This window comes from Streptomyces sp. NPDC005303 (assembly GCF_040607335.1).
Classification (GTDB): Bacteria; Actinomycetota; Actinomycetes; order Streptomycetales; family Streptomycetaceae; genus Streptomyces.
In genome coordinates this window covers 28,216-45,491 of sequence record NZ_JBEXGM010000013.1, presented here as the reverse complement: position 1 = coordinate 45,491, position 17,276 = coordinate 28,216, and the positions used below count along the sequence as shown (strand labels likewise).

Here is a 17,276-nt window from a genome sequence, read left to right as displayed (position 1 = left end):
TACGGCGACTGAGTGGGTGGAACCCGTCCGCCCCCACAGCTTCGGAGGTTCACCCGTGCAGCACCCGCACCCGCGCCCCCACCGCAGACGCCGCGCCCTCCTCCCGGCGGTGACCGCCGCGACGGCCCTCGTGGCCGCGGGACTCACTGTCCTGAACCCAGGCTCCGCCGAGGCCGCCACCGCCCGCCAGGTCGAGAAGCTCGACCGGGGCGTCGTCAGTGTGCACACCAGCAGCGGCAACCTGGTCAGCTGGCGCTGGCTCGGCACCGACCCGAACGACGTGTCCTTCAACGTCTACCGTGCCGGCACGAAGGTCAACTCGACCCCCGTCACCGGCTCCACCAACTACTTCCACTCCGGCGCGCCCGCCGAGGCCGACTACACGGTCCGCGCGATCGTCGGCGGTGTCGAGCAGGCGGACTCGGTCCACGCGGTCCAACTCCGCAGCGGCTACAAGGACGTTCCCATCAGCCCGCCGGCCGGCGGCACGACCCCGGACGGCGTCGCCTACACCTACGAGGCCAACGACGCGTCCGTCGCCGACCTCGACGGCGACGGGGCACTGGACTTCGTCCTGAAGTGGCAGCCGACCAACGCCAAGGACAACTCCCAGTCCGGCTACACCGGCAACACCGTCCTGGACGGCGTCAAGCTCGACGGCACCCGGCTGTGGCGGATCGACCTGGGCCGCAACATCCGTTCCGGCGCGCACTACACACAGTTCCAGGCATACGACTACGACGGCGACGGCAAGGCCGAGGTCGCCATGAAGACGGCGGACGGCACGGTCGACGGCACGGGCGCGGTGATCGGCAGTTCGTCGGCCGACCACCGCAACTCCAGCGGCTATGTACTGTCCGGCCCCGAGTACCTGACCATGTTCAACGGCCAGACCGGCAAGGCGATGCAGAGCGTCGACTACGTCCCGGCGCGCGGCACGGTCTCGTCGTGGGGCGACTCGTACGGCAACCGGGTCGACCGCTTCCTCGCGGGGACGGCGTACCTGGACGGGGCGCGCCCCTCGCTCATCATGGCCCGCGGCTACTACACCCGCACGGTGGTCGCCGCCTGGGACTGGCGCGGCGGCGCCTTCACGCGCCGCTGGACCTTCGACACCAACTCCTCGACCAACAGCGGCAAGGGCTACGACGGCCAGGGCTCGCACAGCCTGTCCGTCGGGGACGTGGACGGTGACGGCAAGGACGAGATCGTCTACGGGGCGATGGCGGTCGACGACAACGGCAACGGGCTGTGGACGACCAGGACCGGGCACGGCGACGCCCAGCACCTCGGCGACCTCGACCCCTCCCACGCCGGTCTTGAGTACTTCAAGGTCTCCGAGTCGACATCCCAGCCGGCGGAGCTGTACATCAACCCCGCGAACGGCACGGTGAACTGGAAACTGGCCGGGTGCTGCGACAACGGCCGCGGAGTGGCCGGTGACATCTGGGCCGGCAACGACGGTGCCGAGGTCTGGTCGGCCTCCGACACCTCGATCCGCGACGAGGGCGGTGCCACGAAGGGCCGCGAGCCGTCCTCGGTGAACTTCCTGTCCTGGTGGGACGGTGACACGGTCCGTGAACTCCTCGACGGCACCCACATCGACAAGTACGGCACCTCGTCCGACACCCGCCTCCTGACCGGAGCGTCGGTCCACTCCAACAACGGCACCAAGGCGACCCCGTCCCTGTCCGGCGACATCCTCGGCGACTGGCGCGAGGAGGTCGTGTGGCCGACCTCGGACAACACGGCGCTCCGCGTCTACTCCACGCCGTACGAGACGACGACGAAGATCACGACCCTGCTCCACGACACGATGTACCGCACGGGCCTGGCCTGGCAGAACACCGCCTACAACCAGCCCCCGCACCCGAGCTTCTTCATCGGCGACGGGATGGCGACGGCACCCAGGCCGACGGTGTACACCCCCTGACGGAGACACGGTGAGGCCCCGCCCGGTGACACCTGGCGGGGCCTCTTCGCGTGCGGAGCGGCGGCCGGTTCAGCTCACCGAGCAGTTCTGGTCGCCCAGCCTGAACGCGGTCGGTTTCCCGTTCGTCCCCGACCAACTGCCCGTGAAGCCGAAGCTGACGGAGGAGCCCGCTGCCACGTTGGCGTTCCAGCCGACGTTCTTCGCCGTGACGGTCGAGCCCGACTGGGTGGCCTCGGCGTTCCAGGTCTGGGAGACCGTCTGGGCGTCGGGGAAGGTCCAGCCCAGTGCCCACCCGGACCAGGCACTCGTACCCGTGTTGCTCAGCTGGACGTCTGCCTGGAAGCCGCCCGACCACTGGTTGGTGATCTTGTACGTCACCGTGCAGGCGCCCGTGGGAGTGGGATCCGGCGGGTCCGTCGGATCGGTGCCGCCGCCTCCGCCGCCGGTGTCGGACGTGTCGCCGTAGATCACCCCCCGGCCGTTGGTCGAGACGTACACCCGGCCGTAGACCCGGGGGTCACCCGTGATCGCCGCGCCGGTCCAACCCCACTGGTGGGCGTCGTCGTTGATGCGGGTCCAGCTCGCGCCCTTGTCGGTGGAGCGGAAGATGCCACGGACTCCGCCGATCTTCGCGCTGGCGTACAGCGTCTGGTACGACGCCCCCGTCGCCGCCTTCCCGAAGCCGATCGCGTCGGCCTGGTCGACGTTCGCGAGCCTCGTCCAGCTCGTGCCGCCGTCCGTCGAGTGCCACAGGCCGTACGCCCCGTCGCTCGCCCCGCCGGCCAGCCACACGTCGCCCTTCGCACCCGGCAGCGCCTTGAAACGCACGCTGTCACCGCTCGGGAGGCCGCTGGCCGAGGACGCCGCGAAGGTCGCCCCGCCGTCCTTGCTCATGTAGAACTTCCCGGACTTGAAGCCGTAGAAGGTCTTCGCGTCCACCCGGTCCGACTCCACGATCGCCCCGGCCGGGATACCGCTCGACGCCGACCAGGACGAACCGAAGCCCGTCGTGTACTGCACGCCCGCGCCCTCGGGGCTCCACACGAACCGGCTGCCGTCCGAGGCGGCGGCCACCGTCCCGCCACCGCTGACGCCCGAAGGGTCGGTCCCGGCGAACCAGTTGGCCCCGTTGTCCGTCGAGAACGCGACGTGCGGCCCCGAGTCCAGATTGCCGACCCGCACGACCGTGTTCGGGTTCGTCTCGGCGAAGTCCAGACTCGTGGTGGTGGTGAAGTTCGGCGACGTGAACATCATCGACGGGACCTTGGTGAGGTCCGTGTGCCGGAAACCGCCGACGTCACCGAGCGCGCTCAGCAGCGGGGCTCCCGAGGGCGGCGACGCCAGGTCGTTGACCGCCGTCTCCTCCAGGCCCTGGACCATCGGCTTGATGGTGAACTGCCCGCCGGAGTCCCAGTTCGTGAGGTTCTCCGTGCCGTAGAGCGTCGCTCCCGTCCCGTACATCATGCGATTCGAGTTGAACGGGTCGATCTCCAGCGACTCGGTCATCCACCCGAGTTTCGGGCTCTGTTCGGGTGGCGACGGGTTCGCGCCCCAGGTCAGCCAGGGGGAGGAGGAGACGTCCATCGTGTAGCGGTTCGCGCGGTTGGGGTACGACGAGTAGTCCCACGCCTTCGTCCAGGTCGCGCCGCTGTCGGTGGACCGGAAGATCTGGGTGTCGGGCCACCACGAGCTGTACGCCGTCGCCATCACCGTGCCGGGCTTCTGCCGGTCCACCGTCAGGCCGCTGAAGCCGTAGTAGGTGTCGGCCTCCGCGACCGGGCTGATGTTCGTCCAGGTGCCGGTCGCCGTCGCGTACCGCCACACTTGACCCTTGCCGCCGTCGTACGGCCCGCCCTTGTCGCTGTAGGAGAGATACAGATAGCCGCCCGCCGCGTCCAGGACACCCTTGTGGGCGAGGTAGCCCGTCGGCTGCCCGGCGAGCCTGCTCCAGCTCGCGCCGCCGTCGGTCGACCGATACACCGAGTTCTGGAGGTCGGCGACCCCGACGTAGATCGTCCGGGTCGCGCTGCCGGACGTGCCCGTGCTCTCGTCGAAGGTGACCCATACGATGCCCTGGTTGTCGCCGGCGTACCCGCTGGTGTCGCTCGGGTCCTGCTGGTAGTTGCCGACGTTCGGGAAGTTGGTCACCTGCGACCAGCTGACCCCGGAGTCCGTCGACCGCCACAGCCCCTTGCCGCTCGGCGCCCCGAGGTACAGCACGCTGTTCTTGTTCGGGTCGACCGCGAGCCGCTCGCCCATGCCCCGCCCCGGCATGTTGCCGCCGAGCTTGAAGGGCAGGTCGGTCTTCTGCCAGCTCGCGCCCCGGTTCGAGGAGCGCATGACCGCGCCGTTCGTCGGGTCCCAACCGTTGGTGTACGTCCCGACGGCCGCGTACACCTTGTTCGGGTCCACGGAGTCGGACGCCAGGCTGACCACGCCGGTGTGCCCCCAGTCGTCCCAGCCGACCGAGTCGAGCAGCGGGGTCCAGGTCTTCGAGGACTCCTGCCAGCGATAGGCCCCGCCGATGTCGGTGCGGGCGTACGCCAGGTTCTTCTCCTTGCGGTTGAAGACGATGCCCGGCACGAAACCGCCGCCGTCGATCCGGGCGTTCTTCCAGGTGTACGTGTCGGCGGCGAGCGAGACCTTCGCGGTGCTGTCGGCCGCCAGTGCGGGCGGCGTGCCGGCGAGCAGCCCGGCCGCGAGCGCGAGCACGGCCGTGAGAATGCGGGTTCTTCGCACGGGGGGTCCTTTCCGGAAAGGGGGAGGGTGGGGGGTAAGCGCTTTCCGTATGGTGCGAGAGGTGCCGGGCGACCCCCAGTGCGGGAGGGGGTCGCCCGGCTGTTCGGCCCCGCCGTCAGGTGACGGGGCCTTATACGCGGAGCCCTTCAAGCGGGTCCGGAGGAGAGACGGTGACGTGATGCGCCCTTCAGGGGCGCGGGGCTGCGTTCATTTGCGGCTCCGCCGCGCGGGCGCGACCAGCCACAACGGACCCGCAGACGACAACCGGCCTTCTCGCGGAGCGCTCGGCGGGGGCTATTCGAGAAGCTCCGCGTACGACCCCATGGCCAAGGCGATGTCCGCCTGGGCCCAGAACCGGTGATACGTGAACGACGGCACCGCGCCGCCCGCGAGATACGCCTGGATCTTCGACCAGGCCGGGTCGTTCTTGTAGAAGGAGCGGATGGACTCGAAGGTCGACGAGGAGTTGATCGCGTCACCGTTCGGCATGGTCCCGGTCCAGCCGCTCGGCACGTACACCGAGTCGTCGAAGCGGTTGTAGTCCGCCCGGTTCTCCGGCACCGCTATCCCCAGGCTGTCCTGGTAGTTGTTCCACATGCCGTCCAGCAGGGACTTGGCCGTGGAAGCCGCCTGGGTGTCACCACTGCGGTCCGCGTAGTACGTCAGGGTCTTGGCGTACGCGGCGGCCACGCCGACGTCGTTGGTGTAGTCGGCGACGGTGACGTGCAGTGAGCTGTTGGCGCCGGGGCTCGACGCGTTCCAGGTGTCGGGCTGGCCCGACCACTGCAGCGTCGACGGGATCTGGTACGTGCCGTCCGGGTTGATCGTGGTCTTGGACAGCGCCCACTTGACCCACTTGTCGAGGACCGCCTTGGCCTGCGCGTTCCCCGTCTGCTGGTAGTACTCGGCGACCCGCTCCATCGACCACGCCTGGAAGCCGAACCACTGGTTGGACGGCGGGTCGTGATAGACGGGCTGCTGGTCGTAGTACATGCCGTAGAACGTCGACTTCCCGGCCGGGGGAGTCGCGTAGCGGCCCGCCCAGCTGTTCGTCGCACCGCCCGCGATCGCGCCCTCGTCGGACTGCAGCCAGCGGTAGAACTCCAGCTGCCGGCCCAGCGAGGTGTTCCAGTCCGCCGCGCCCGTCGCCGACTTGGGCTTCAGGTCGGCGTAGGAGCTCAGCGCGTACGCGGCCATCGGGTTCTGGTAGCCGCCGTGCGCGTGACTGGATCCGATGCGCCAGGCCCAGCCCGCCGAGGTGTCGGTGGCGCCGCCCCAGGCGTAGTACCAGGACAGCAGGTACATCGAGGCGTCCTTGCCGGTACCGGCCGCGCAGGTGGACGGTCCGACACAGTTGCCGATCTTCTTGAAGTACTTGTCGTACATCGCGTAGCGCAGATAGTCGCCCATCTTCGCGGCCTTGCCCACCGTCGTGGAGACGTCGGAGCCCTTGCCCTGCTCCGTCGCCCACTTGTCGGCCCAGTACGCGGCCTGCACCGCGCGCGCGTCGGCGTCCGGAGCGTCGGTGAACTTCCACTGCTTGGCGTAGGAGGAGTCACCGGTGAAGAGGTCCAGGTAGCCGTTCTTGCCGCCGTACTTGAACTGGTCGCAGGTCGGCTGCGGCACCGTCTCCCACACCGACTCCTGCGCGCCGCGCTGGAAGGTGTTGATGTACGACGGTCCGGTGTCCGTCGGTCCCGCCTCGCACTTGCCGGGCGAGTTGCCGTAGCCGTAGACGTTGTCGACGTCCTGGAGCCAGTGCATGCCGTAGATGTCGTCCGTGCCGTACGCGCTCTTCAGCTCGCCGGCGATGGGGTCCGAGCCGACGGAGACCGAGGAGTCGAGCTTCGCCGGGTACTCGTTCGGGGTGTCCAGCTCGGGGGCGTAGGTGGCCGGCTTGGAGGCGTTGTAGAAGGAGTTGGTCGGCTGGTCGGCGTGCGTGGGGATCATGTACTTCTCCATGATGTCCCAGGCACCGTTGAACTTGGACCAGTCGCCCGTCACCTTGCCGTACATGGCCTGCAGCCACAGGAGGTAGCTGTACGCCTCCGACGTGGTCTCGTGGCCCTGGTCCGGAGCCTCGACGATCAGCGTCTCGACCGAGTGGTAGGGGATGCCCTCAGGGGAGAAGTAGCCGTTCGCCGGGTTGGTGATCTTGCCGTACAGATCCAGGAAACGGGCGTTGTACGTGCCCGTCGCCGCGATCTGGGTGACCGTCACCGAGGCCTTGGCGTGGCCGGTCGCCGTCGACTCGAAGGTCGCGGCCCCGGTGCCGGAGGCGTTGCCGGTGATGGTGACCGTCTGCGCGGTGCTCCAGTTCGACGGCGTGAAGGTGAGGGAGGCCCCACCGGTCACCGAAAGGCCGGAGTTGCCGCTGGTGCGGGCGGTCGTCACGGTCACGTTGGCCGAGGGCTGCGTCGACAGCTTCACGGTGTACGTGCCCGTCTTGCCCTGCTGGACGGCCAGTTGGGTGGCCGAGGCGACGACCGCGGGACCCGAGGCGACCGTGATGCCGACGGGCGTCGACTCACCGGACGCGCCCAGGCTGTCGTACGCCTTCGCTAGCAGCGAATGACTGCCCACGGTCAAGCTTGAGACCGAGAGCGAGTACGGCGAGGTCGTGTCGGTGCCGAGCAGCGTGGTGTTGTCGTAGAACTCCACCTTGCTGATGGTCGCGTTGTCCGCGGCCGCGGCTGTCGCCGCGAGCGGGACCGCGTCGCCCTGGGTGTAGACGGCTCCCGCGGTCGGGCTGGTCAGCACGGTGATCGGCGGCTGGTGGGCGCCGGTGCACGAGGTGCCGTTGATCGCGAAGTTCGTCGGCGCCGCGTTGGTGCCGCTGTAAGTGAACTGCGCGCCGGTGGTGACGGCGGCACCCGCGGCGATGTTCGCGTTGTACGTGGCGTTCTTGACCGTGACCGCCTGGCCGGACTGGGACCAGGTGCCGTTCCAGCCGTTGCTCAGCTTCTGGTTGCCCGCGTAGCTGTATGTCAGGGTCCAGCCGTTGATGGCGTCCGTGCCGCGGTTGGTGATCGTCAGATCCGCGGTGAAGCCGGAGCCCCAGTCGTTGGTCTTGTAGTCGACACTGCACTGAACTGACGCTGCTTGTGCGGGAGTTGAAGCCGCACTCAGCATCGCGAACGGCAGCGCCATGGCCGCCACGACAGCGGTCCACAATCGCCGGACGGTCCGGCGTCTCCTGGTGGGGGGCATTGCTGGTTCCTCCTTGTGCGGCTCGGAGAAGTCAAGGCTTGAACCAGTGGGAGCGCTCCCATAGTGAGGACGAGTGTTCAAGGGGTCAAGGTGCTTGAAGAGTCGAAATGATTCGACGGACGGGGCGACGGAAAAGTCAAGTAACCCCCTGTTCTTTGCTGTCACTTGGCGCTACCTTCCTTGACACCAGTGGGAGCGGTTCCATCAGTCGACGCGTCCGTAACGGCGCGCTGATCTGCAAGGAGTCGCTCATGCGACACCCCCCGCGTTCAGTACTTTTAGCCGGAGCCGGCGCGGTGGCCCTTCTCGGGTCCGTGACGGTACCGGTGGTCACGGCGTCCGGCGCCGCCCCCGCCTGCTCGGTGGAGTACTCCGTCACCAGCCAGTGGGACAGCGGCTTCCAGGGCGCTGTGAAAATCACCAACAACACGGCCGCCGTGAGCAGTTGGACTCTCACCTTCGACTTCGCCGGTGGTCAGAAACTCACCCAGGGCTGGAACGCGAAATGGTCCCAGTCCGGTACGACGGTCACCGCGGTCAACGAGAGCTACAACGGCTCCCTGGCCACCGGAGCGAGCGTCAGCGCCGGATTCATCGCCTCCAGGTCCGGGAACAACGCCGTACCGACCTCGTTCAAGCTCAACGGCACGGCCTGCAACACAGCCACCGAACCCACACCGGAGCCCACGGACCCGGCCCAGGAGACACCCCCCGCGCTCCGGGTCTCCGGCAACAAGCTCGTGGACTCCGGCGGCGCCACCCGCCGGCTGCTCGGGGTGAACCGGTCCGGCGGCGAGTTCATGTGCGTCCAGGGCCGCGGCATCTTCGACGGCCCGGTCGACGACGCCTCCGTCAAGGCGATCGCCGACTGGAAGGCCAACACGGTCCGCATCCCCCTCAACGAGGAATGCTGGCTCGGCCTGTCCAACATCAACCCGGCCTACGCCGGGACGAACTACATCAACGCCGTCAAGGACCTGGTCGCCAAGGTCAAGGCCCACGGCATGACACCCGTGGTCGAACTGCACTGGACCTACGGGCAGTACACCGGCAACTCCGCCGGCTGCTCCGACGTGCACGCCAGCTGCCAGAAGCCGATGCCCGACATGCAGTACACGCCCTCCTTCTGGGCCTCGGTGGCGAACACCTTCAAGAACGACCGCACCGTCGTCTTCGACCTGTTCAACGAGCCCTACCCGGACCGCGCCACCTCCACGACCACCCAGGCGTGGCAGTGCTGGCGGGACGGCGGCACCTGCCCGGGCATCGGGTACGAGGTCGCCGGTATGCAGGATCTCGTCGACAGCGTCCGGGGCACCGGCGCGACCAACCTGATCCTGGCCGGGGGGATCGCCTACTCCAACGACCTCAGCCAGTGGCTGACGTACAAGCCGACCGACCCGGCGGGCAATCTCGCCGCCGCCTGGCACGTGTACAACTTCAACACCTGCGCCGACGAGGGCTGCTGGAACTCCACGCTCGCCCCGGTGGCCGCACAGGTCCCCCTCATGGCGGGGGAGATCGGCGAGAACACCTGCGCGCACGGCTTCATCGACCGGGTCATGAAGTGGTTCGACGACCGAGGCCTGTCGTATCTCGGCTGGACCTGGAACACCTGGGACTGCTCCACCGGACCGTCCCTGATCAGCAGCTACGACGGCACACCCACAGCGTTCGGCACCGGGCTGCGTGACCATCTGCGCGCCCTGAACGGATAGCACCCGCTCAAACGCACAGCACCCGCTCGACGGACAACACCCGCGAATGAGAAGGAAACCCGCACTCATGAGTCGTACGAGAACAGCGCTCCTCGCTGCCCTGGCGCTCGTCGCCGGGGCCTCCGGGACCGCGCTAGCCGTGACCCCCGGGGACGCAGGCATCGCCGCCGTCCCCTGCACCGTGGACTACAAGGTGCAGAACCAGTGGGACACCGGCTTCACCGCCGCCGTCACTATCACCAACAACTCGACCGCCAAGTCGAGTTGGTCGCTGAAGTGGGCGTACGCCGGAAACCAGAAGGTCACCAGCGGCTGGAACGCCAAGATCAGCCAGAGCGGCACGGCCGTCACCGCGGCGAACGAGACCTACAACGGCTCGCTCGCCACCGGAGGTTCGGTCAGCTTCGGCTTCCAGGGCACCTACAGCGGCACCAACGCCGTCCCGGCCACCTTCACCCTCGACGGGGTGACCTGCAACGTCGACGGCGGCACCGGTCCGACCGACCCGCCGGACCCGGGGGGCGGCACCAAGGTCGACAACCCGTACGCCGGCGCGAAGGTGTACGTGAACCCCGAGTGGTCCGCGAAGGCGGCCGCCGAGCCCGGGGGCAGCCGGATCTCCAACCAGCCGACCGGGGTGTGGCTGGACCGGATCGCCGCCATCAACGGTGTCAACGGCGGCATGGGCCTGCGCGCCCACCTCGACAAGGCCCTGGAGCAGAAGGGCAGCGGCGAGCTCGTCGTCCAGCTGGTCATCTACGACCTGCCCGGCCGCGACTGCGCGGCGCTCGCCTCCAACGGCGAACTCGGCCCCACGGAGATCGACAAGTACAAGACGCAGTACATCGACCCGATCGCGGCGATCCTCGCCGACCCCAAGTACGCCTCGCTGCGGATCGTCAACACGATCGAGATCGACTCGCTGCCCAACCTCGTCACCAACGTCTCGCCGCGCGCCACCGCCACCGCCAACTGCGACACCATGAAGGCCAACGGCAACTACATCAAGGGCGTCGGCTACGCCCTGAACAAGCTCGGCGACGCCCCCAACGTCTACAACTACGTGGACGCCGGACACCACGGCTGGATCGGCTGGGACGACAACTTCTCGGCGACCGTCCAGACCATCAAGCAGGCGGCGACCGCCGAGGGCGCCACCGTCAACGACGTGCAGGGCTTCATCACCAACACCGCCAACTACAGCGCGCTGAAGGAGCAGTACTTCACCATCAACGACTCCGTCGGCGGCAAGTCCGTGCGCGAGTCGAAGTGGGTGGACTGGAACCGGTACACCGACGAGCTCTCCTTCGCCCAGGCCTTCCGCCAGGAGGCGGTGAACCAGGGCTTCCCCTCGGGCGTCGGCATGCTGATCGACACCTCCCGCAACGGCTGGGGCGGCTCCGCCCGGCCGACCGGGCCGGGGGCGACCACCGACGTCGACACGTACGTCAACGGCGGTCGCATCGACCGGCGCATCCACGTCGGCAACTGGTGCAACCAGGCGGGCGCCGGTCTCGGTGAGCGCCCGAAGGCCGCCCCGGCCGCCGGGATCGACGCGTACGTCTGGATCAAGCCTCCGGGTGAGTCCGACGGGTCCAGCTCCGCGATCGCGAACGACGAGGGCAAGGGCTTCGACCGGATGTGCGACCCGACGTACACCGGCAACCCGCGGAACAACAACAACATGTCCGGTGCGCTGCCGAACGCTCCGCTGTCGGGGCACTGGTTCTCGGCGCAGTTCCAGGAGCTCATGAAGAACGCGTACCCGGCGCTCTGAGTGGATGCGGGGGGCTGTGCGATGTCGGCCGCGGGTTCGTCGTGGCTGGTCGCGCAGTTCCCCGCTCCCGGAAAACCGGGGTTCGGTCAGTTCTCCTCGGCCAGGCCCCGGCGGATCGCGAACTCCACCGCCGAGTAGTCGCCGTCCGGACGCTCCAGCGCGTACGGCTCCGCCGGCAGCAGCGGCGGCTGCGCCATGAACCGGGGCCTCGTGCCGTGGTGGGGCTGGGCCGCGTGGACCAGGAAGGGGTGGCAGAGGTAGACGTCACCGGGGCTGCCGGTGGCGTGGGCGAGGGGGCGGTGGGCCGATGCCTTGTCCACCTTCGGGCCCAACTCCAGGAAGGACGCGCCCTGTTCGCCGTACGGCTCCAGGACCGGCGGTACGTCGAGATGGGAGCCCACCCTGATCCGGGTCGGGGCGTCGGCCTCGGTGACCTCGCTGAACAGGAACAGCATCAGCAGGGCTCGGTCCCTGGAGCGCAGGTTGGTGTGGTACATGCCGGGCGGCGCGTCCTCGGGGAGGTAGCTTCCTTCGATGTGCCAGCCCGCGTCGTCCGGTTCCTCCGCGTGCGGAAACCGCAACGGGAAGGTGCCCAGGGAATAGCGGGACTGCCAGCGGTTCTCGCCGACCAGCAGGTCGAACGCCTCGTGCAGGACCGGAGAGTTGACGGCCGCGGCGAAGGGCCCCTGTGCCATGTCGCCCACCCGGACCACGGGGTCCTTCCAGGTGGCCGGGTCCTCGCGGTCGTAGCCCGTCTCCCGCCACAGCAGCGACGCGCAGTGCTGGGCGACGCGGGGCGGGAAGGCGCCCTCGATCCTCACGAATCCGTCTTCGAGGAAGCGCTCCACCAGTTCGTCGTCCATGGGGTCATCCTGGAGGACCGGACGGGGCGGGCGCATCCCCTTTTCTTTGCGTCCGCTTTGCCGTGTTTTTTGCTGTCACGGCAACATCGCGGGCTTCTTCCGGTGCGTCGGCGCAAGCTGGCCCCGTCCCGAGGAGAGGCTGGCACCATGGCGCACGAACACACCGACATCGACTGGTCCAGGATGGCCGAACACCTGGAGACCCAGGCCGAACTGTTCACCCCCCTCTACGAGCGGGCCCTGGCCTGGCTCGGGCACAAGCAGACCGAGCCGGGGCTGATCGTCGACGCGGGCAGTGGGCCCGGGGTGCTTTCCTGTCTGCTCGCCGAGGCGTTTCCGGGGGCCCGGGTGGTCGCCGTCGACGGGGCCGAGCCGTTGCTGGAGCGGGCGCGGGACCGGGCCGAACGGCTCGGTGTGGCCGACCGTTTCGGCACGCTCGCCGGTGAACTGCCCGGCGTGCTCGACGACTTGGACTACCCCGCCGACCTGCTCTGGGCCAGCCGGAGCCTGCACCACCTGGGCGACCAGCGGGCCGGGATCGCCGCGTTCGCCTCGCGGCTGGCACGGGGTGGCACGCTGGCGTTGATGGAGGGCGGACTGCCGGCGCGCTTTCTGCCCCGGGACATCGGGATCGGGCGGCCGGGGCTCCAGGCGCGCGTCGACGCGCTGGAGGAGGAGTGGTTCACCCAGATGCGTTCGGAGCTGCCCGACTCCGTCGCCGAGGCCGAGGACTGGCCCGCGCTGATGGCCTCCGCCGGGCTGCGGCACACCGGCACGCGAAGCTTCCTGCTCGACCTGCCGGCACCGACGACGGATCGGGCCCGCGCGTACATCGCCGCGTCGCTGGGCCGGCTGCGGGAGGTGTTCGCGCAGCAACTGGACTCCGTCGACCGGGAGACACTCGACCGCCTGCTCGATCCGGAGGACACGGCGAGTGTGCATCGACGGGCGGATGTGTTCGTGCTGGCGGTGCACACCGTGCACACCGCCGTACGTGCTTCACCGTGACCGAGTGGCGGCGTTACTTCCCTCGGCCGACCACCGGCGAACCTGCGGCACTTGACCTGGAGACCGCTCCAGCTCACCTGTCGCGCTCATCACCGGCGGCGGCAGCGGTATCGGGGCCGCGGTCGCGCGGCAACTGCTCGACGCGGGGCACCGGGTGGCCGTCACGGGGCGGGGCGAGCCGCGGCTGCGGGCCTTCGCCGAGGAACTGGGCAACCCGGACGGCTTGTTGACGTTCGTCGGCAACGCCGCCGAGTACGGCGACATCAAGGCAGCCGTGGACGGCACGCTCAAGGAGTTCGGCAGGCTGGACTCGGTCGTCGCCAACGCGGGCTTCGCCACGCAGACACCGTGGCGACAGGGGACCCCGCCGGCTGGACCGAGATGGTGCTGACCAACGTGCTCGGCCCCGCCCTCCTCATCCGCGCCTCCATCGACGCGCTCAAGGAGACCCGCGGCCGGATCGTCCTGGTCGGCAGCGTCGCCGGGTTCGTCCACGGGCCCGGCAACATCTACGGGGCGACGACGGGGGTCCCCCCGCTCGAGCGGAGCCGAGAGTGAGGGAGGGCGGTGACCGGGCTCGCCGAGAACACCCGCCGTGAGGCGACCGAGTTCGGCGTCGGCGTCACGCTGATCGCCCCCGGCCGTGTGGAGACGCCGTTCTGGGACAGCTACGGCAGTCTTCCGCCCGGTCACCTGCGTACCGCCGACCGGATCGCCGACTCGGTCGTGTGGGCCGTATGGCAGCCGGAGGGCGTCGACATCGACACCGTGGTCGTGCGGCCGATCGGACAGCCCGTCTGACGCGCGGGGCGGAGCAAGAGGTTCGGCCGACCGGCGCCGGACACACATCGGCCGGCGGTGGGTCCCCTACGACAGGGCCCCGCCGCCGGCCGAACCGCTGTGCCGTCAGGCGGCGTTGAACGTCGACGGGTCCGGGCCCAGGCGCCGGTCCTCGTTGAGCGCGCTGATCGCCGCCAGGTCCTCGGTGTCCAGGCTGAAGTCGAAGACCTCGATGTTCTCCTTGATCCGGGACGGGGTCACGGACTTCGGGATCACGACATTGCCGAGCTGGAGGTGCCAGCGCAGCACGATCTGGGCCGGGGTGCGGTCGTGCTTCTGGGCGATGGCCACGATCGCCGGAACCTCCAGCAGACCCTTGCCGGAGCCGAGCGGCGACCAGGCCTCGGTGGCGATGCCCTGCTCCGCGTGGTACTCGCGGGCCGCGCGCTGCTGCAGGTGCGGATGCAGCTCGATCTGGTCGACGGCCGGGATCACGGACGTCTCGGCGATCAGCCGCTCCAGGTGGTCGGGTTCGAAGTTGGAGACGCCGATGGCCCGGATCCGGCCGTCCGCGTGCAGCTTCTCGAACGCCTTGTAGGTGTCGACGTACAGGTCGCGGTCGGGCGTGGGCCAGTGGATCAGGTACAGGTCCACGTAGTCCAGGCCGAGCTTGTCCAGCGAGGTGTCGAAGGCGCGCAGGGTCGAGTCGTAGCCCTGGTCGCTGTTCCAGAGCTTGGTGGTGACGAAGATGTCCTCACGGGCCACTCCGGAGGCGGCGATGGCCTTTCCGGTGCCCTTTTCGTTGCCGTAGATCGCCGCTGTGTCGATGCTGCGGTACCCGGCCTCGAGTGCTGTGGCGACGGCCTGCTCGGCCTCGTCGTCCGGCACCTGCCAGACGCCGAAACCCAGCTGGGGCATCTCCACGCCGTTGTTGAGGATGATCGGGGGGACCTTGCTGCTCACGAGCTCTTGATCCTTACGGTTGTCGTCGGGTGGCACTCCTATGGTCAACGATCACGAGCCGTGATGCATTCCTGACCGGAAAATCGGTCCGAACTGACCCGCCGGTCAGCAGGCGATGGCCGAAATTGGCCGGAAATGCATCCGATCTCTTCGGTACAGACCATTGACCGTCGACGGCACTGCCGCGACTCTGGATCGCGCCAACCGAGCGGAATCCTGAACTCGGTTCATGGATATGAATCTGTGTTGGCTTTCATCCGATGTTTCCCGTGTCTCCTGGCTCACGGAGAGGGAGGAACATGAGACGCCGTCGTCTTCGAGCCGTCCTGACGACCCTTGCACTCACCGCCGCGACCCTGGTCACCCTGCCGGCCGCCGCGCCCCCGCCCACCGGCTCCTCCACCGGCCCGCCCCCGGACCGGGACTGGTCCGTCGCCATGGTCGACTCCACCATGGCCCGCTACACGCCGAGCACCATCGGAGGCTGGTCCTACCCGGTTGGCCTGTATCTCTACGGCCAGTACCTCACCTACCGGCGCACCCACGACGCCCGCTACCTCGCGTACATCAAGAGCTACGTAGACCGCTTCGTCGGCGCGGACGGTTCCATCGGCCAGTCGTTCAACAGCCTGGACAGCATGCAGGCGGGCCGGCTGCTGGTGATTCTCCATCACGAGACGGGGGAGGCCCGCTACCGCACGGCCGCGCGCAAGATCCTCGACCGTCTCGCCACCTACCCGCGCACGGACGACGGCGGCTTCTGGCACGCCGACACCGCGAGCCGCGCCCACCAGCTCTGGGCGGACGGGGTCTACATGGTGAACCCGTTCCTCGTCGAGTACGGAGCGGAGTTCGGCGAGAGCGGCAGCACGGACGCCGAGGCGGCGCGGCAGCTCGCCGTCTACGGCGGCCACCTCCAGGTAGCGAACGGGCTGCTGAGACACGCCTACGACGAGTCGAGGACCGTGAGCTGGGCCGATCCGGAGACCGGGCTCGCCCCCGAGCACTGGTGCCGGGCGGTCGGCTGGTACTCCATGGCGCTCGTCGACGTCCTCGACGCCGTCCCCGCGGACCAGCCCCGTCGTCCCCGGCTCCTCGCGATCCTGCGGAAGCTGGCGGCCGGGCTCGAGAAGTACCAGGACTCGGCGACCGGTCGCTGGTTCCAGGTGATCGACAAGGGTGGCCGGAGCGACAACTGGACCGAGACGTCCTGCTCCAGCATGTTCACCTACGCCCTCTCGCGCGGCGCCCAGCGGGGATACCTGGACCGGCATTTCGAGGCCGTCGCACGCCGCGGCTACCAGAACGTGCTCGCCAGGCTCTCGGTCGGCTCGGACGGGCGCACCGACCTCGCCGACATCTCCGTCGGTACCAACGTCGGCGACTACGCGTACTACGTCGCCCGCACTCGGGCCACCAACGACTTCCACGGTCTGGGTGCCTTCCTGATCATGAACGAGCAACTGCGAGGTGATTAGTGGCATGAACACATCACGAAGGACGTTGCTGGGTGCCGCCCTCGGCGGTGCCACGGCGGCCGCGGTCGGTCTGCCGCAGGCGACCACCGCCCACGCCGCCTCCTGGCAGCAGAAGTGGGCCCCGTCCGCGAGCGGCGACGGCCTGGGCGCCTTCGAGACGATCGAGGACGACCGCGCCGACTCGCACACCGCCGGACAGCCGCACATCTACGCCACTGGCAACAACTGGCGTTTCAACATGCACACCGTCGACCGCGACACCTCCACCGACCGTCAGCGCCAGGAGGTCACCGGGCTGCGCAACGGCAGCGGCAGCGACTACCTGAAGTGGACGAAGGGCCAGACCTGGCGGCTCACCTACTCGATGTACATCCCGAGCTCCCTCAAGGCGACCACGACCTTCACCCACATCATGCAGATGAAGCAGCCCGGCAGCGGCACCTCGCCGATCGTCGTGCAGTCCCTGCGCCGGGTGAACGGCAAGCAGACCATCGAGCTCAAGCTCGCCATCGACGACATCCTCGTCGGCCGCACCGACCTGGACCCGCTGCACGACAAATGGACCGACGTCGACTTCCAGATCAAGGTCGGCGACGGTTCGGCGGGTTCGGTCCGCTGGATTCTGAAGTCCGGCGGCTCGACCGTCATCGACGCGTCCAAGACCGGCGTCGACACCTTCCTGGCCGACCGCGTCCGCCCGAAGTGGGGCATCTACCGCTCCCTCGGCGACACCTCCGGCTCCCTCCAGAACACCTACCTGCTGCTCACCAACCTGCGCGGCTACCAACTCGTCTGAGGAGCCGTCAC

The 17,276-nt window shown here is 68.8% G+C and carries 10 protein-coding genes and 1 pseudogene; 7 read left to right on the top strand and 4 right to left on the bottom strand.

Annotated elements, in window-relative coordinates; translation table 11 throughout:
• Window positions 1-55: 55 nt before the first annotated feature.
• Entirely contained in the window at window positions 56-1,933 is a 1,878-nt protein-coding gene (locus ABZT93_RS19925; RefSeq protein WP_356106105.1) for a rhamnogalacturonan lyase, read from the top strand.
• A gap of 69 nt (window positions 1,934-2,002) precedes the next feature.
• Here ABZT93_RS19925 and ABZT93_RS19920 read toward each other — a convergent pair whose 3' ends face one another.
• Together ABZT93_RS19920 and ABZT93_RS19915 are read right to left on the bottom strand one after the other, a co-directional pair.
• On the bottom strand, window positions 2,003-4,672 hold the full coding sequence (locus ABZT93_RS19920; protein ID WP_356106103.1) for a cellulose binding domain-containing protein: 2,670 nt from the start codon (window positions 4,670-4,672) through the stop codon (window positions 2,003-2,005).
• A 294-nt stretch (window positions 4,673-4,966) separates the two neighbouring features.
• Window positions 4,967-7,882 carry a glycoside hydrolase family 48 protein gene (locus ABZT93_RS19915; RefSeq protein WP_356106101.1) on the bottom strand — a complete coding sequence of 972 codons (2,916 nt, stop codon included), beginning with the start codon at window positions 7,880-7,882 and terminating at the stop codon, window positions 4,967-4,969.
• A gap of 251 nt (window positions 7,883-8,133) precedes the next feature.
• Between ABZT93_RS19915 and ABZT93_RS19910 the strand changes: the two genes are divergently transcribed.
• Complete coding sequence (locus ABZT93_RS19910; protein WP_356106099.1) at window positions 8,134-9,600, top strand: cellulose binding domain-containing protein; 1,467 nt, start codon at window positions 8,134-8,136, stop codon at window positions 9,598-9,600.
• 67 nt (window positions 9,601-9,667) lie between these two features.
• A complete protein-coding gene (locus ABZT93_RS19905; RefSeq protein ID WP_356106097.1) occupies window positions 9,668-11,377 on the top strand; it encodes a glycoside hydrolase family 6 protein in 1,710 nt (569 codons plus the stop codon).
• 86 nt (window positions 11,378-11,463) lie between these two features.
• On the opposite strand, the gene ABZT93_RS19900 is transcribed toward ABZT93_RS19905, so the two are convergent.
• The gene (locus ABZT93_RS19900; RefSeq protein WP_356106095.1) at window positions 11,464-12,240 is read right to left on the bottom strand and encodes a phytanoyl-CoA dioxygenase family protein; all 777 of its coding nucleotides are present in this window, start codon (window positions 12,238-12,240) and stop codon (window positions 11,464-11,466) included.
• Between the two features lie 147 nt (window positions 12,241-12,387).
• On the opposite strand from ABZT93_RS19900, the gene ABZT93_RS19895 reads away from it, so the two are divergent.
• Complete coding sequence (locus ABZT93_RS19895) at window positions 12,388-13,248, top strand: methyltransferase domain-containing protein (protein ID WP_356106093.1); 861 nt, start codon at window positions 12,388-12,390, stop codon at window positions 13,246-13,248.
• Between the two features lie 88 nt (window positions 13,249-13,336).
• Window positions 13,337-14,049, top strand: a pseudogene (locus ABZT93_RS19890) (SDR family NAD(P)-dependent oxidoreductase).
• A 105-nt stretch (window positions 14,050-14,154) separates the two neighbouring features.
• Here ABZT93_RS19890 and ABZT93_RS19885 read toward each other — a convergent pair.
• On the bottom strand, window positions 14,155-14,991 hold the full coding sequence (locus tag ABZT93_RS19885) for an aldo/keto reductase (protein ID WP_356106092.1): 837 nt from the start codon (window positions 14,989-14,991) through the stop codon (window positions 14,155-14,157).
• Between the two features lie 299 nt (window positions 14,992-15,290).
• On the opposite strand from ABZT93_RS19885, the gene ABZT93_RS19880 reads away from it, so the two are divergent.
• Together ABZT93_RS19880 and ABZT93_RS19875 are read left to right on the top strand one after the other, a co-directional pair.
• Complete coding sequence (locus tag ABZT93_RS19880) at window positions 15,291-16,469, top strand: glycoside hydrolase family 88 protein (protein ID WP_356106090.1); 1,179 nt, start codon at window positions 15,291-15,293, stop codon at window positions 16,467-16,469.
• Window positions 16,470-16,473: 4 nt separating this feature from the next.
• Window positions 16,474-17,265 (top strand): Tat pathway signal sequence domain protein, encoded by a 792-nt coding sequence (locus ABZT93_RS19875; RefSeq protein WP_356106088.1) that lies wholly within the window; start codon window positions 16,474-16,476, stop codon window positions 17,263-17,265.
• The last annotated feature ends 11 nt before the right edge of the window (window positions 17,266-17,276 follow it).

What these genes read in the sequence shown, in the direction of transcription:
- ABZT93_RS19905 (WP_356106097.1), top strand. Translation starts at nt 9,668, where the DNA reads ATGAGTCGTACGAGAACAGCGCTCCTCGCTGCCCTGGCGCTCGTCGCC.
- ABZT93_RS19910 (WP_356106099.1), top strand. Translation starts at nt 8,134, where the DNA reads ATGCGACACCCCCCGCGTTCAGTACTTTTAGCCGGAGCCGGCGCGGTG.
- ABZT93_RS19875 (WP_356106088.1), top strand. Translation starts at nt 16,474, where the DNA reads ATGAACACATCACGAAGGACGTTGCTGGGTGCCGCCCTCGGCGGTGCC.
- ABZT93_RS19900 (WP_356106095.1), bottom strand. Translation starts at nt 12,240, where the DNA reads ATGGACGACGAACTGGTGGAGCGCTTCCTCGAAGACGGATTCGTGAGG.
- ABZT93_RS19915 (WP_356106101.1), bottom strand. Translation starts at nt 7,882, where the DNA reads ATGCCCCCCACCAGGAGACGCCGGACCGTCCGGCGATTGTGGACCGCT.
- ABZT93_RS19895 (WP_356106093.1), top strand. Translation starts at nt 12,388, where the DNA reads ATGGCGCACGAACACACCGACATCGACTGGTCCAGGATGGCCGAACAC.
- ABZT93_RS19880 (WP_356106090.1), top strand. Translation starts at nt 15,291, where the DNA reads ATGAGACGCCGTCGTCTTCGAGCCGTCCTGACGACCCTTGCACTCACC.